Source organism: Streptomyces sp. SAI-127 (assembly GCF_029894425.1).
Classification (GTDB): domain Bacteria; phylum Actinomycetota; class Actinomycetes; order Streptomycetales; family Streptomycetaceae; genus Streptomyces.
This window is the reverse complement of the sequence record NZ_JARXYJ010000001.1, coordinates 7,564,012-7,578,998: the sequence shown is the minus strand read 5'-3', so window position 1 is coordinate 7,578,998 and position 14,987 is coordinate 7,564,012. Positions and strand designations below refer to the sequence as shown.

14 protein-coding genes are annotated in these 14,987 nt (G+C 70.9%); 5 read left to right on the top strand and 9 right to left on the bottom strand.

Annotated features, from left to right (window positions below):
- Positions 1-168 precede the first annotated feature (168 nt).
- Positions 169-1,530 (top strand): cysteine desulfurase/sulfurtransferase TusA family protein, encoded by a 1,362-nt coding sequence (locus M2157_RS34835; RefSeq protein WP_280857076.1) that lies wholly within the window; start codon positions 169-171, stop codon positions 1,528-1,530.
- A gap of 9 nt (positions 1,531-1,539) precedes the next feature.
- Here M2157_RS34835 and M2157_RS34830 read toward each other — a convergent pair whose 3' ends face one another.
- Positions 1,540-2,514 (bottom strand): carbohydrate kinase family protein, encoded by a 975-nt coding sequence (locus tag M2157_RS34830; protein ID WP_266525742.1) that lies wholly within the window; start codon positions 2,512-2,514, stop codon positions 1,540-1,542.
- 152 nt (positions 2,515-2,666) lie between these two features.
- On the opposite strand from M2157_RS34830, the gene M2157_RS34825 reads away from it, so the two are divergent.
- Complete coding sequence (locus tag M2157_RS34825) at positions 2,667-2,876, top strand: hypothetical protein (RefSeq protein ID WP_280857077.1); 210 nt, start codon at positions 2,667-2,669, stop codon at positions 2,874-2,876.
- 605 nt (positions 2,877-3,481) lie between these two features.
- Positions 3,482-5,053, top strand: coding sequence for a hypothetical protein (locus tag M2157_RS34820; RefSeq protein WP_280868325.1), 1,572 nt, complete (start codon positions 3,482-3,484; stop codon positions 5,051-5,053).
- A gap of 81 nt (positions 5,054-5,134) precedes the next feature.
- Here M2157_RS34820 and M2157_RS34815 read toward each other — a convergent pair whose 3' ends face one another.
- Positions 5,135-5,491, bottom strand: coding sequence for an iron-sulfur cluster assembly accessory protein (locus M2157_RS34815; protein WP_266525746.1), 357 nt, complete (start codon positions 5,489-5,491; stop codon positions 5,135-5,137).
- A gap of 269 nt (positions 5,492-5,760) precedes the next feature.
- On the opposite strand from M2157_RS34815, the gene nadA reads away from it, so the two are divergent.
- Positions 5,761-6,945 (top strand): quinolinate synthase NadA, encoded by a 1,185-nt coding sequence (nadA, locus tag M2157_RS34810; RefSeq protein WP_037719710.1) that lies wholly within the window; start codon positions 5,761-5,763, stop codon positions 6,943-6,945.
- An 18-nt stretch (positions 6,946-6,963) separates the two neighbouring features.
- Here nadA and M2157_RS34805 read toward each other — a convergent pair whose 3' ends face one another.
- The 7 genes from M2157_RS34805 to M2157_RS34775 form a co-directional block, all read right to left on the bottom strand.
- A complete protein-coding gene (locus tag M2157_RS34805) occupies positions 6,964-9,192 on the bottom strand; it encodes a serine/threonine-protein kinase (protein ID WP_280867214.1) in 2,229 nt (742 codons plus the stop codon).
- Positions 9,193-9,284: 92 nt separating this feature from the next.
- Entirely contained in the window at positions 9,285-10,430 is a 1,146-nt protein-coding gene (locus M2157_RS34800) for a DUF6596 domain-containing protein (protein ID WP_280867213.1), read from the bottom strand.
- Entirely contained in the window at positions 10,423-10,845 is a 423-nt protein-coding gene (locus M2157_RS34795; RefSeq protein ID WP_280857081.1) for a YciI family protein, read from the bottom strand. The genes M2157_RS34800 and M2157_RS34795 overlap by 8 nt, the downstream gene beginning before the upstream one ends.
- Before the next feature lie 114 nt (positions 10,846-10,959).
- Positions 10,960-11,637 (bottom strand): response regulator transcription factor, encoded by a 678-nt coding sequence (locus M2157_RS34790; RefSeq protein WP_280857082.1) that lies wholly within the window; start codon positions 11,635-11,637, stop codon positions 10,960-10,962.
- A gap of 28 nt (positions 11,638-11,665) precedes the next feature.
- The gene (locus M2157_RS34785; RefSeq protein ID WP_280867212.1) at positions 11,666-12,886 is read right to left on the bottom strand and encodes a sensor histidine kinase; all 1,221 of its coding nucleotides are present in this window, start codon (positions 12,884-12,886) and stop codon (positions 11,666-11,668) included.
- Positions 12,887-13,001: 115 nt separating this feature from the next.
- Positions 13,002-13,280, bottom strand: a complete 279-nt coding sequence (locus M2157_RS34780; protein ID WP_062037737.1) for a hypothetical protein — start codon at positions 13,278-13,280, stop codon at positions 13,002-13,004.
- Positions 13,281-13,302: 22 nt separating this feature from the next.
- The gene (locus tag M2157_RS34775; RefSeq protein WP_234358555.1) at positions 13,303-14,082 is read right to left on the bottom strand and encodes a PspA/IM30 family protein; all 780 of its coding nucleotides are present in this window, start codon (positions 14,080-14,082) and stop codon (positions 13,303-13,305) included.
- Positions 14,083-14,300: 218 nt separating this feature from the next.
- On the opposite strand from M2157_RS34775, the gene M2157_RS34770 reads away from it, so the two are divergent.
- Positions 14,301-14,978 (top strand): DUF3043 domain-containing protein, encoded by a 678-nt coding sequence (locus M2157_RS34770; protein ID WP_280857084.1) that lies wholly within the window; start codon positions 14,301-14,303, stop codon positions 14,976-14,978.
- Positions 14,979-14,987: the final 9 nt, after the last annotated feature.

Genomic DNA, 14,987 nt, shown 5'->3' with positions numbered 1-14,987 from the left:
GTCGGGCAGGGGTTTGGATGTTTATGCGGACCAAACCCTAGCCGACGCTCTCCGAGGGTTCAGCGGGAGGGGTGCCTACTGGGTAGGGGGTTCGCTGAATTGGCGGCTGCGGGCCTGTTGTGGCTGGTCGCGCAGTTCCCCGCGCCCCTGGGGGGTTAGCGTGGCTGTGTGTCTTACTTCGACGCTGCTTCCAGTGCTCCGCTCCATCCCGTTGCTCGTCAGGCGCTGTTGGCGGCGCTTGACGAAGGGTGGGCTGACCCCTCCCGTCTCTATCGGGAAGGGCGGCGGGCTCGGTTGTTGTTGGATGCGGCTCGGGAGGCCGCTGCCGAGGCCGTGGGGTGCCGGGCTGACGAACTGACCTTCACGTCCTCCGGGACGCGGGCCGTGCACAGCGGGATCGCCGGGGCGCTCGCCGGTCGTCGTCGCGTCGGACGTCACCTGATCGTGTCAGCCGTCGAACACTCCTCGGTACTTCATTCGGCGGAGCTGTTCGAGGTGAGTGAGGTTCCGGTGAGCCGTACGGGAGCGGTGAGCCCTCAGTCGTACGCCGATGCTCTTCGCCCCGACACCGCGCTGGCGTGTCTCCAGTCGGCGAACCATGAGGTGGGGACCGTGCAGCCGGTGGCCGAGGTGGCCGCCGTGTGCCGTCAGGCCGGGGTGCCGTTGCTGGTGGACGCGGCGCAGTCGCTCGGGTGGGGGCCGGTCGAGGGCGAGTGGTCGCTGTTGACCGCCAGCGCGCACAAGTGGGGCGGTCCGTCGGGGGTCGGCCTGCTCGCCGTAAGAAAGGGTGTCCGATTCTCACCTCAGGGGCCCGCCGACGAGCGGGAGTCGGGGCGAGCGCCGGGGTTCGAGAACCTGCCGGCCATCGTCGCTGCGGCGGCCTCACTGCGGGCGGTGCGGGCCGAGGCCGCGCAAGAGGCCGTACGACTGCGGGAGCTGACGGCGCGGATCCGGGCGCGGGTGCCTCAGCTGGTCGCCGACGTGGAGGTGGTCGGGGATCCGGAGCAGCGGCTGCCGGGGATCGTCACCTTCTCCTGTCTCTATGTCGACGGGGAGACCTTGCTGCACGAGCTGGATCGCGCCGGTTTCTCCGTCTCCTCCGGTTCGTCCTGCACGAGCAGCACGCTGACGCCGAGCCATGTGCTGAAGGCGATGGGCGTGCTGAGTGAGGGGAATGTGCGGGTTTCGCTGCCGTTCGGGGCGGTCTCCGAGGAGGTCGACCGGTTCCTGGAGGTGCTGCCGGGGGCGGTGGCGGCGGTACGGGAGAAGTTGGGAGCACCGACGCCGACGACTGCCGTGCACGGGGACGCCCTGGTGGTGGACGCCCTCGGCAAGCGCTGCCCCATCCCGGTCATCGAACTGGCCAAGGTGATCGGGGACGTGCCGGTGGGCGGGACCGTCCGGGTCCTGTCGGACGACGAGGCGGCCCGCCTGGACATCCCGGCATGGTGCGAGATGCGGGAGCAGGAGTACGTAGGAGAGGAACCGGCGGACAACGGAACGGCATATGTGATCCGCCGGATCAGCTGATGACGAGCCTCAGCCCAGGTGCCCCTGGACCTCCGCCGCGGCCTCGTCCCCGTACGCCTTGGTGAACCGCTCCATGAAGTTCCCCCGCCGCAGCCGGTACTCCTGTGTCCCGACGGTCTCGATGACGAGCGTCGCCAGCATGCAGCCCACCTGAGCCGCCCGCTCCAGCGAGACCCCCCAGGCCAGCCCCGACAGGAACCCGGCGCGGAACGCGTCGCCGACCCCCGTGGGGTCCGCCTTGCGCTCCTCCTCCGCGCAGCCGACGACGATCGGCTCCTCGCCCGCCCTCTCGATCCGCACGCCCTGCGCGCCGAGCGTGGTGACCCGGTGGCCCACCTTCGCCAGGATCTCCGCGTCGGACCAGCCCGTCTTGGACTCGATGAGCCCCTTCTCGTACTCGTTGGAGAAGAGGTACGTGGCGCCGTCCAGCAGTATCCGGATCTCGTCGCCGTTCATCCGGGCGATCTGCTGGGAGAAGTCCGCGGCGAAGGGGATGCCGCGCGACCGGCACTCCTCGGTGTGGCGGAGCATCGCCTCGGGGTCGTCGGCACCGATGAGGACGAGGTCGAGGCCCTCGACCCGGTCGGCCACCGTCTTGAGCTCGATCTGGCGGGCCTCGCTCATCGCGCCCGTGTAGAAGGAGCCGATCTGGTTGTGGTCGGCGTCGGTCGTGCACACGAAGCGGGCGGTGTGCAGGGTCTCGGAGATGCGGACGGACGCGGTGTCGACGCCGTGCCGGTCCAGCCAGGCGCGGTACTCGTCGAAGTCGAAGCCCGCGGCGCCGACGAGGATCGGGTTGGTGCCGAGCTGGCCCATGCCGAAGGCGATGTTCGCGCCGACGCCTCCCCTGCGTACGTCGAGGTTGTCGACGAGGAAGGAGAGCGAGACCGTGTGCAGTTGGTCCGCGACGAACTGGTCGGCGAAGCGGCCGGGGAAGGTCATGAGGTGGTCGGTGGCGATGGAGCCGGTGACTGCGATGCGCACGGCGTGGCTCTCCTGGGGGGAGGGTGTATTGACGGTTAACGCTATCGGGTCCGTACGGGGTACTGCGAGGCGGCCGACGGCGCGGTGAAGCAGGTAAAACTACCCGATAGTAGATCTTTCTTCGCGGGCTCCGGCGTGCATACGGTGCGGTCATGACCAACCTTGAGCTGTACGTCTCCGCCCCGGCCGACCTGGACGGGGGCCTCGCGTCGCTGCTCGGTGACTGCGCCCGGATGGCTCCGCACTGGGCGGTTCCGGACCGGATCGTTTCCCTTCCGATTTCTCCCTCGCTCATCCACGGTGTGACGGTTCCCGAGGGCTCCGCGCGGCTGCTGGAGGCGATGTCGGAGTACGGCGACTGAGTCACGGCGCTCGAGTCGGCGCGTTCGAGGGAACCGCGCGCTCCCCTGCTGCGTCCCATCGCCGTCCCCCGGAAAGGGGATGCGGGATACGACCCGTTTGCCGACCTTTTTGACAGGGTCGGGTCAGGGTCGAGGGACAGTTGCGCAGCAGAAGGAGCGATGCGGTGAACACCGAGCGACCCGACAACGACGAGGCCTCCGGCGGCGGGGACGGGAGCTCTGCGGAAGCGCGCGATGCGGGGGCTCTCGGCGCCGAGGAAGTGAGCGGTGTCGAGGAGACGCGGGGTTCCGACGCTCCCGGCGACGGGACGAGCACCGAGGGCACCGAGGAAGCCTCCGGTGCCGCGGGAGGCTCGACGGAGCAGGCCGAGGGCGCGGCGGACGACTCCCCGGCCTCCGGCACCGACACCGACACCGACGAGCCTGGCAAGGTTCCGGCACCCGACGCCGCTGCCGACGAGCCGGACGGCCCCGCGGCCCCCGACGCCCATGCCGACGCTGACACACCACAGGCTCCCGCCGATGGCGACAGCGCGGCGACTCCCAGCCGCACCGGCCTCGGCAAGCTTCCGGCACCCGACGCCGCTGTCGGCCCGGGCGAGCCCGTGGGCGTGGACGCCGATCTCGATCAGCCTCAGCCTTCCGCGCCGGATACCGCTGTCGCCGGGGCGGGGTCCGACCATGATCACGTTCCCGACGTCGCCGCTCTCTCCGACCCCGAGGTCCCCCGTTCCGGTCGGCACCGCTCCCCCGTCGTCATCGCCGCCGTCGCCGCTGCCGTCCTGCTGGTCGGGGGTGGTGGGGCGTACCTCGCCGCCAGTTCCTCCGGAGGGTCCGGCGGCGGCACGAGCTCCGGCGCGTCGGGGGACGACACTCCCCCGCCCCTCGCGCTCGACGGTTACAGCGAGAGTGGTGGGGCGGGGAACGGGATCGCGCCCGGGGAGCCGAATCCGTACGGCGTGACGTACCGCGTCGACGGCAGCCTCCCGGCGGGGCCCGGCTCGGCTCCGGTCTACCGGGCCCAGGGGCAGGTCACCGAGGACGACGTGGTGCGGCTCGCCGGGGCGCTCGGGGTCGACGGGACGCCGGTGGCGCAGGGACAGGTCTGGCGGGTCGGGGCCAAGGACGGTTCGGGACCGAGTCTCCAGGTGAACCGGCAGGCGCCGGGCGCGTGGACCTTCCAGCGCTACTCCCGCGTCATCGACCACTGTGACAGCGCCACCGTGTGCGGGGCGGAGCAGACCCCCACCGGCTCTCCGGTGAGCGTCGCGGTCGCGGAGAAGGCCGCCGCGCCGGTACTGAAGGCGGCGGGTCAGGACGGCGCGAAGCTGGACTCGAGCCAGGTCATGGGCGCCCAGCGGGTCGTGAACGCCGATCCGGTCGTGGGCGGGCTGCCCACGTACGGCTGGACGACCGGCGTCACCGTGAACGGCCGGGGTGAGGTGGTCGGCGGCACCGGCCAGTTGAAGGCGCCGGTGAAGAGCGACACGTATCCCGTGCTGAGCGCCGAGAAGACGCTGGGCCTGCTGAACAAGGTGCCCGCGGCCGACCACCGCATGGGGATCGGCGGCTGCGCCAGTCCGGTACCGCTGAAGGACCGGTTGGAGGCGCCCTGCGGGGAGTCGACGGCGAGCCCCGCGAAGAGCACGCTCACCGTCGAGAAGGCGGTGTTCGGGCTGGCGTCGCATCTCGTGGCCGGCCGGCCGGCGCTGGTGCCGTCCTGGCTGTTCGAGGTGCGGGCGACGGGCGCGAAGGACGCCTTCACGGTGACGTATCCGGCAGTCGACCCGACGTACCTCGCCTCCTCGGCGACGGCGACGCCCACGTCACCCGCGACCCCCACGGCACCCTCGGACCAGCCGACCTCCGCGCCGAAGACGCGGGACGTCAAGGTGGACGGCTACTCGGCCGAGGGCGACGAGCTGACCCTGAGCTTCACGGGCGGGGTGTGCGGGGACTACGCGGCGACGGCGAGCGAGACCTCGGGCGAGGTGACGGCCAAGGTGACCTATACGCCGTGGCCGGACAAGGTCTGCATCATGATCGCCAAGGAGATCCAGAAGACCGTGCCGCTGAACGAGCCGCTCGGTGACCGCGAGGTCGTGGGCTCGGACGGCAAGGAGATCCCGCTGAAGAAGGCGGGGGCACGGCTGCCGGAGACCTCCGGGGCCCAGTAGCCCTGGAGACACGCGAAGGCGGCGGCCCCGTCGGAGGGGGCCGCCGCCTTCTGTCGCTCGAGCTGTGGTCGAACTCGACGCCTAGCTGAAGGAGTCGCCGCAGGCGCAGGAGCCGGTCGCGTTCGGGTTGTCGATCGTGAAGCCCTGCTTCTCGATGGTGTCCACGAAGTCGATGGACGCGCCACCGAGGTACGGGGCGCTCATGCGGTCGGTGACGACCTTGACGCCACCGAAGTCCTTGACGACGTCCCCGTCGAGGGAACGCTCGTCGAAGAAGAGCTGGTAACGCAGGCCGGAGCAGCCGCCGGGCTGAACGGCGACGCGCAGGGCCAGGTCCTCACGGCCTTCCTGGTCGAGCAGGGCCTTGACCTTCGCCGCGGCGGCGTCGGACAGGATGATGCCGTCGGTGACGGTGCCGGTCTCGTCCGATACGGACATCTACATCTCTCCCGGGTTGTACGGAGACTGCTTGCCGACGATTGCAACCGCCGGGGCCGCGGATTCATTCCGGGCCGAGCAACTTGTCTTTTCGCCTGTCCTCTTCATGCTCGCACACCCGCGACGAAGCGAACAGCGACCCGAGGACCACCCCGCCCCGGGAGGACCGGGATTCACGTCACATCGACGCTATAGCCATCGTCAAAGTGACGTGAACCGGGTTATGATAGATAACGTCAGTTCGACGAAAAGTAGAAAGGGTGCGTGTCGTGACCACCGCCCAGACCACGGAGCTCGACGTACAGCCGACTCCGCTCGCCCTGTTGCTGCTCGGCCGCGAGGCCGACCCGAGGAGCGAGCGGGGCGTCGAGTGTCCCGGCGACCTGCCCTCGCCCTCCGACCCCGACCTGGTCGAGCGCGCCCGCGCGGCCAAGGAGAAGCTCGGCGACAAGGTGTTCGTCCTCGGCCACCACTACCAGCGTGACGAGGTCATCCAGTTCGCCGACGTCACGGGCGACTCCTTCAAGCTGGCCCGGGACGCGGCCGCGCGCCCGGAGGCCGAGTACATCGTGTTCTGCGGTGTGCACTTCATGGCCGAGTCGGCGGACATCCTCACGTCCGACGACCAGAAGGTGGTCCTCCCCGACCTCGCCGCCGGCTGCTCCATGGCCGACATGGCGACGGCCGAGCAGGTCGCCGAGTGCTGGGACGTGCTCACCGAGGCCGGCATAGCCGAGCAGGTCGTGCCGGTGTCGTACATGAACTCCTCGGCGGACATCAAGGCGTTCACGGGCAAGCACGGCGGCACCATCTGCACGTCGTCCAACGCCAAGAAGGCTCTCGAGTGGGCCTTCGAGCAGGGCGAGAAGGTGCTGTTCCTCCCCGACCAGCATCTCGGCCGCAACACCGCCGTGCGGGACATGGGGATGACGCTGGAGGACTGCGTCCTCTACAACCCGCACAAGCCGAACGGCGGCCTGACCGCCGAGCAGCTGCGCGACGCGAAGATGATCCTGTGGCGCGGCCACTGCTCGGTGCACGGCCGCTTCTCGCTGGAGTCGGTGGAGGACGTCCGCGCCCGGATCCCCGGTGTGAACGTCCTCGTGCACCCCGAGTGCAAGCACGAGGTCGTGGCCGCTGCGGACTACGTCGGCTCTACCGAGTACATCATCAAGGCGCTGGAGGCGGCCCCGGCCGGCTCGAAGTGGGCCATCGGCACGGAGCTCAATCTCGTACGCCGGCTCGCGAACCGTTTCGCCCCCGAGGGCAAGGAGATCGTCTTCCTCGACAAGACGGTCTGCTTCTGCTCGACCATGAACCGCATCGACCTGCCCCACCTGGTCTGGACCCTGGAGTCGCTGGCCGAGGGCAAGCTCGTCAACCGGATCGAGGTCGACAAGGAGACGGAGGCGTTCGCGAAGCTGGCGCTGGAGCGGATGCTGGCGCTGCCGTAGAACCGTCGTGAGACGCGCTCACCCCGATGCGGAGGTCCGCTCGGGGTGGGCGGGGTCGAGGGTGAAGACATCGCCGGACGGGGTGGTGACGACCAGGGCGCCCTTGTGGAGCAGCACCCTGGGCAGCCGCTCGTTCAGGTCGTTCACCCACTGGGCACGCGGCAGGGTTTCCCACAGCAGCGTGCCCTTCTTGGCGTCCAGGGCCGCGACCCGGCCGCCGGCGCTGGACAGATAGACCACGCCGGGGCGCGGGGCGGCGGTGACACCGCTCGGCTGTTGCAGGCTGGTCCGGGTCTGCCACAGCTGCCTGCCGGTGCGGACCGACACGGCGGTCACCTGTCCGGAGGTGCCGACGAACCACAGCACGCCGTCCGCCGTCGTCACCGTGCCCTCGAACTCCTTCGCCAGCTCCGTCGTCGTGGCGGCACCGGTGTCCGGGTTCACCAGCCGGATCCGGGAGAAGGGTCCCTTGCCCTCGGAGGCCAGGTGCCCTTCCTCGAGGTAGAGCAGGCGGCCGTCGTAGGTGCCGACGAGGGTCGCTTGATTGGGCACCGTCAGACGCCGCACCGAGCCGTCGGAGCGGTCGAAACCCATGACCAGCCTCTCCTTGCTGGCCGTCATGGCGGGTACGCACTCCAGGTAGAGGCCCTCGTTCGAGCGCGCCGGGTCGCACTGCATCCCCGCCGGAAGCGGCGCCTTCCAGCGCTCGGCGCCGGTGCGCGCCGAACGTGCGGTCACCGATCCGCGCTCGATGTCCGGGACGAGCAGGAGGTCGCCCGAGAGGTACGGGTGGCTCGACGCGGAGTCCACCGTGCGGCGCCACAGCCGTTCCCCCGTCCCGGTGTCGAGGGCAATGACCGAGATCACGAGATTCCCGCCCTCGGGTTGGTAGTGCTGCTCGACCAGCATCACGTCGTCCGCGACCCCGAGGAGCGAGAAGACGTGCGACCTCTTCCTCACGACGGACGGCACCCCGTCGGCGCGCCAGTCGGCCCGTCCGGTGACTCCGTCAAGGCGCACAGGCAGAACCGCGTCGCCCGCGCAGTAGACGGAACCCTCGTACATCTGGCACTCCGGGCCGCTGTCCATCCCTCCCTCCAGGAGGGTGATCCCCTTCGTCAGGCCCCGCTCGGCATCCGCGTACACCGTCGTCTGCCAGGGCTGCCAACCACTGGGCAACGCCGTCCAGCGGGAGACGGCGGCCTGCGCACCGGCCGTGCCGCCGCCCGCGCTGTCGCCGCCCGTCCGTCCCGGTCCGGTCAGCAGATACGCCGTCAGCCCGAGAGCCACCACGCCGATCGTGGCGGTCGCCGCCCACAGCGGGCGCAGCCGACCTCGGCGGCCCGGCAACGTGGCAGACCCCGGGCTCGGGGTCCCGGTGTCGGAAAGGTCCGGCAGGTCCCCGCTCAGGGTCACCGTCTGCGGGCCGTCCATCGCCTCCTCGGGCAGCACCCTCGCGAACTCCCGGGCCACGGCGTCCAGTCCGGGCCGGTCCGCGGCCTTCTTGGCCAGACAGCTCTGAAGGACCGCCCGCAGCTGCGGTCGTACGCCGTCCAGGACCGGTTGGTCGTGGACCACCTGGTACGCCGTGAGGTAGGGGCTGTCCGCGTCGAACGGCCCCCGGCCCGTGAGGGTGTACACCAGCAGCGCGCCGAGCGCGAAGACGTCGGAGGCCGGGCCGACCGTGCGGGCGTCGGTGAGCTGCTCCGGGGACATGAAGGGCGGGGTGCCGATCATCTGGCCGGTCTCGGTCAGGGGGTTGTTCTCCGCCGCCCGGGAGATGCCGAAGTCGATGACGCGGGGGCCGTCGTCTGCCATCAGGACGTTGCCGGGCTTGAGGTCGCGGTGCACGACACCGGCACGGTGGATGTCCCGCAGGGCCTCCACCAACCCCAGCGCCAGGCGCCGCAGTTCGGTCTCCCGCAGTGGGCCGAGCTCGGAGATCCGGTCGGCGAGCGAGCGGCCGGGGACGTACTGGGTCGCCATCCACGGCCGCGCCGCCTCCAGATCGGCGTCCACCACCGGTGCGGTGAAGGCGCCGCTCACCTTGCGCACGGCCTCTATCTCCTGGCGGAAGCGGGTGCGGAAGACGGGGTCCTCGGCGTACTGGGCGTGCACGACCTTCACCGCGACCTCGCGCCCGGAGCGGGATCTTCCCCGGTAGACGATGCCCATTCCCCCGGACCCGAGCCGGTCGACCAGCTTGTACCCGCCGACCGATTTCGGGTCGTCCTTGTTCAACGGCACGCCCGCGTCCCCTTCCCCCGTGCGGCACTGCGAGCACCCAGCATAGGTAACGGGGTGCCCGGCCCAGCCTCACGAAGGTCCCGGCCGCACCGTCAGTGTGGCGTACGGGAGTTGAGCCGGGCCGCCTGGCGGGTCAGGTAGTCGCGTTCGGCGAGGTTGGGGGCCTTGTGGGCGGCCTCGGCGTACAGGCGGGCCGCGGTCGTCAGGTCGCCGGCGCGTTCGTGGAGATAGGCCGCGGCCGCGGTGCGGCGGGGCAGCGAGTCCTCGATCGCGGCCAGGGCGGCCAGGCCCGCGCGGGGGCCGTCCGCCTCGCCCACGGCGACCGCCCGGTTGAGGCGGACGACGGGGCTGTCGGTGAGGCGGGCGAGTTCGTCGTACCACTCGACGATCTGCACCCAGTCGGTCTCCTCGGCGGTGGGTGCGTCGGCGTGCAGGGCGGCGATCGCGGCCTGGGCCTGGAACTCGCCCAGCCGGTCGCGGGCGAGAGCGGTCTGCAGGATCCGGACGCCCTCGGCGATCGCCGCGGTGTCCCAGAGGGTGCGGTCCTGCGCGGCGAGCGGCACCAGACTGCCGTCGGGGGCGGTGCGGGAGGCGCGGCGGGCGTGGTGGAGCAGCATGAGGGCGAGCAGCCCCGCGACCTCGGGGTGGTCGATGGCGGCGGCGAGCTGCCGGGTGAGCCGGATGGCCTCGGCGGCGAGGTCGACGTCGCCGGAGTAGCCCTCGTTGAAGACCAGGTAGAGGACGCGCAGCACGGTGGCGACGTCGCCGGGCTGGTCGAAGCGGACGTCGGAGACCGTGCGCTTGGCCCGGCTGATGCGCTGCGCCATGGTCGCCTCGGGCACGAGGTAGGCCTGGGCGATCTGGCGGGTGGTGAGTCCGCCGACGGCGCGCAGGGTGAGCGCGACGGCGGAGGACGGGGTGAGCGAGGGGTGGGCGCACAGGAAGTACAGCTGGAGCGTGTCGTCCACGGCGGGCGTGGGTCCGGGCGCCGGTTCCTCCTCGATACGGTCCTCACGTCGGCGGCGCGCGGTGTCCGAGCGGGTCGCGTCGAGGAACTTGCGCCAGGCCACGGTGACCAGCCAGCCCTTCGCGTCCCGTGGCGGGTCCGCCGGCCAGACCCGGACGGCCTCGACGAGCGCGTCCTGGACGGCGTCCTCGGCCGCCGCGAAGTCGGCTCCCCGGCGGACGAGGACGGTGAGCACGCTCGGCGTGAGTCTTCTGAGGAGCGCCTCATCCACCGGGGTGGCACTCCGGGTCGGTGGGCAACGCCGCGTAGAACGGGCGGAGCTCCAGCCACTCGTGGATCGGCTTTCCGCCGGCACCGGGGGCGGCCGACAGCTCACCGGCCAGCTCGACGGCCCGCTCGTAGCTGTCGACGTCGATCACCATCCAGCCGGCGATGAGGTCCTTGGTCTCGGCGAACGGCCCGTCGGTGACGGGCGGGCGCCCCTCGCCGTCGTACCGCACCCACGTCCCCTCGGGAGCGAGCGCCTGCCCGTCGACGTACTCCCCGGTCTTCACCAGCCGGTCCGCGAAGTCCCGCATGTACTGCACGTGCGCCGAGATCTCCTCGGGCGTCCACTGCTCCATGGGCACGTCGTTGGCCGGAGCCGGAGCGCCACGGTAGTGCTTCAGCAGCAGGTACTTGGCCATGGTGTCTCTCCTCGGTCCTGATGCGACCCATTCTGATCGCTCTCACCACGGGGACGGAGCGGGGCACGGGTTCTCGACATCACCACGAGAATTCTTTTCGCGGACCTCGTCGGGTCATTCCACCCTCGGCCGTACCAGCCCCGACTCGTACGCGATCACCACGAGCTGGGCCCGGTCCCGGGCGCCCAGCTTGGCCATGGCCCGGTTGACGTGGGTCTTGACGGTGAGCGGGCTGACCTCGAGGCGCTCGGCTATCTCGTCGTTGGAGTGACCACCGGCGACCTGGACGAGGACCTCGCGCTCGCGGACGGTGAGGGCGGCGAGGCGTTCGGAGCGCACCGGGTCGTTGCCGTCGGCGTCGCCCTGGGCGAGGAAGCGGGCGATCAGCCCCTTGGTGGCGGCCGGGGAGAGCAGGGCCTCGCCGCCGGCCGCGACCCGGATGGCGCTGAGGAGTTCCTCGGGTTCGCTGCCCTTGCCGAGGAAGCCGGAGGCACCGGCCCGCAGGGACTGCACGACGTAGTCGTCGACCTCGAAGGTGGTCAGGATGACCACGCGGACGTGGGCGAGGGTGGGGTCCTCGCTGATCATGCGGGTGGCCGCGAGGCCGTCCGTGCCGGGCATCCGGATGTCCATGAGGACGACGTCGGCGCGCTCCTGTCTGGTCAGCCGGACCGCCTCGGCACCGTCGGACGCCTCGCCGACCACCTCCATGTCCGGCTCCGAGTCGACGAGCACACGGAACGCGCTGCGCAGCAGTGCCTGGTCGTCGGCGAGCAGGACACGGATCGTCATACGGGCTCTCCCGTGGCAGGGGTGGTGGTCATACGGCGCCGCCCGCGGCCGGGGTGCGGGTCTTGACCGGCAGGATCGCATGGACGCGGAAACCGCCGCCGTAGCGGGGACCGGTGGTGAGGGTGCCGCGCAGGGCGGTGACCCGCTCGCGCATGCCGAGCAGGCCGTGACCGCCGCCGCTGTCGGGGTCGTCGTCCTCGCCGGCGCCGTTGTCGAGGACGGTGATCTCCAGGTTGGGGCCGACGCGTACGACGCTGACCTCGGCCTTGGCCTCCGTGCCGGCGTGCTTCTGGACGTTGGTGAGGGCTTCCTGGATGACCCGGTAGGCGGCCAGGTCGACGGCGGCGGGGAGGGTGGTGCCGTGGTCGGCGCGGGCGACCTCGACATGGAGGCCCGCGCTGCGGAAAGTGCCGACGAGTTCGTCGAGGCGGGCGAGTCCGGGGGCGGGTTCGGTGGGGGCCTCGGGGTCGCCGGACTGTCTCAGCAGGCCGACGGTGGCGCGGAGTTCGTTGAGCGCGGAGCGGCTGGCCTCGCGGACGTGGGCAAGGGCTTCCTTGGCCTGGTCGGGGCGCTTGTCCATGACGTGCGCGGCGACTCCGGCCTGGACGTTGACCAGGGCGATGTGGTGGGCGACGACGTCGTGCAGGTCGCGGGCGATCCGCAGGCGCTCTTCGGCGACGCGGCGGCGGGCCTCCTCCTCGCGGGTGCGTTCGGCCTTCTCCGCGCGCTCTCTTATGGCCTGGACGAAGGCGCGGCGGCTGCGGACGGCGTCGCCCGCGGTGGCACCGATACCGGTCCAGGCGAAGATGCCGAGGTTCTCCTGGGCGTACCAGGGCAGCGGGCCTGCGAGCATCGCGGCGGCGGTGAGCACGGTCATGGTGAGCAGGCCGGCCCGCAAGGTGGTGGGGCGGTCGGTGGCGGAGGCGACCGTGTAGAGGGCGATGACGGCGGCCATGGCGACGGGGGCCCGTGGATCGCCGGTGACGCACTCGATGATGGAGGCGGTGCCGGTGAGGGCCAGGACCGTGAGGGGGGCACGGCGGCGGAACACCAGGGCCAGAGCCGCGAGGACCATGAGCACCAGGCTGAGGAACTCCGGGGTGCGCAGGCTCCAGCTGACGGCGTCCTTCTCATGGGGCGCCACGAAGGAGCCCGCCATCATGCAGCCGAGGACGCCCGCCGCGAGGACGGCGTCCAGGGCCAGGGGATGCGCCTTGAACTGCTGTCTGGCGCGCTGGAGAGTGCTCACGTCCGCAACGGTACGGGTGCCCCCGCGGAGGCGGAACGGAGGCTGCCTGTACGTCCCGGGTGGCCGGGCCGGAGACGCGGTGACCGTCGTCCCCGGGAGCGCACCGTCCGCCCGGTCACCCCGGGATGAGGCCGTCGTCGCTGAGCAGGTCCCGGACCTCCTCCAGGGTGGCGTCCGGGGACGGGAGGATCAGTTCGGAGGGTTCCAGGGAGTCGTCCGGGAGGGGCTCGCCCAGTTCGCGGACCCTGGTGAGGAGGGCCTGGAGGGTGCGGCGGAAACCTGGGCCGTCGCCGTTCTCCATCTCGGCCAGCAGCTCGTCGTCCAGCTTGTTCAGGTCGGCGAGGTGGCTCTCGGCCAGCCTCACCTGCCCCTCCCCCATGATCCGTACGATCATGTCGCCCTCCTCGGCGTGGGCCCTACTGCTTGTCGAAGCGTGGGGTGTCCTGCGGCTGCTGGGACTGCGACTGGCCGGTGCCGCCCTCGATGGCCTGCTGCGACGACGACCCTCCCGCCAGCTCCGCCTTCATGCGCTGCAGTTCCAGCTCTACATCCGTACCACCGGAGAGCCGGTCCAGCTCGGCCTGGATGTCGTCCTTGTGCATGCCGGACTGGTCGTCGAGGGCGCCGGAGGCGAGCAGTTCGTCGATCGCGCCGGCACGGGCCTGGAGCTGTGCCGTCTTGTCCTCGGCCCGCTGAATCGCCAGGCCGACGTCGCCCATCTCCTCGGAGATGCCGGAGAACGCCTCGCCGATACGGGTCTGGGCCTGGGCCGCGGTGTACGTCGCCTTGATGGTCTCCTTCTTGGTGCGGAAGGCGTCCACCTTGGCCTGGAGGCGCTGGGCCGCAAGGGTGAGCTTCTCCTCCTCGCCCTGCAGCGTCGAGTGCTGCGTCTCGAGGTCCGTCACCTGCTGCTGGAGCGCGGCACGGCGGGACAGCGCCTCACGGGCGAGGTCCTCCCGGCCGAGCGCGAGCGCCTTGCGGCCCTGGTCCTCCAGCTTCGAGGACTGCGACTGCAGCTGGTTCAGCTGGAGTTCCAGGCGCTTGCGGGAGGTGGCCACGTCGGCCACGCCCCGGCGCACCTTCTGGAGCAGCTCCAGTTGCTTCTGGTACGAGTAATCGAGGGTTTCGCGCGGGTCCTCGGCCCGGTCAAGGGCCTTGTTCGCCTTCGCGCGGAAGATCATCCCCATACGCTTCATGACACCGCTCATGGGCTTCGCGCGCCCCCTTCTGACGGACTTCCAGCTCCAGCTCTGCGACAGAACCCACAGTACGGGCCCTGCATCCATTGACGCACTGTTCCGGGACGGATGCGCTCATCCCCAAGGACGACTGACCAATCCCTTGCTCCGGCGTAAGGAGTAGGTGACCTTCAGGGTGAGCAACCGATCACCGGACGTCCCCTCTGTCCCCCTACATGACGACTGGTGTTGCCGGATCGTTCCCCACCGGGCTGGGGTCCAACCCCGGACACCCCTTACCCTTGGGTTTTGTGTTCCGTAGCCGTGCCACCAAGGATGAGAAGGCCGCCGTCGCCGACAAGGCGCAGCTGACCGACTCCAAGCAGCCCCGCGACCCGCAGGCCCCCAAGGGCCGGCCCACGCCCAAGCGCAGTGAGGCCCAGTCCCAGCGCCGCAGCGTCGCCAATACGTCGCTGACGCGCAAGGACGCCGCCAAGCGCCAGCGCGAGGAGCGCCGCAGCGCGCTGGAGAGGCAGCGCCAGGCGCTGGCCGGCGGCGACGAGCGGTACCTGCCCGCGCGGGACAAGGGCCCGGTGCGCAAGTTCGCCCGCGACACCATCGACGCCCGGTTCAACGTGGCGGAGTTCTTCCTGCCGATGGCCGTGGTCATCCTCGTGCTGAGCCTGGTGCAGGTGGGTGCGCTGCAGAGCATCGCGCTGCTGCTGTGGCTCGTCGTGATCGTGCTCATCGTGCTCGACTCGATCCTCACCGGTTTCCGTCTGAAGAAGCGGCTCGCCGAGCGCTTCCCGGACCACAACCGCAAGGGCGCGGTCGCCTACGCCCTGATGCGCTCCCTCCAGATGCGTCGCCTCCGGCTGCCGAAGCCGCAGGTCAAGCGCGGAGAGCGGCCCTGAGTACGACGT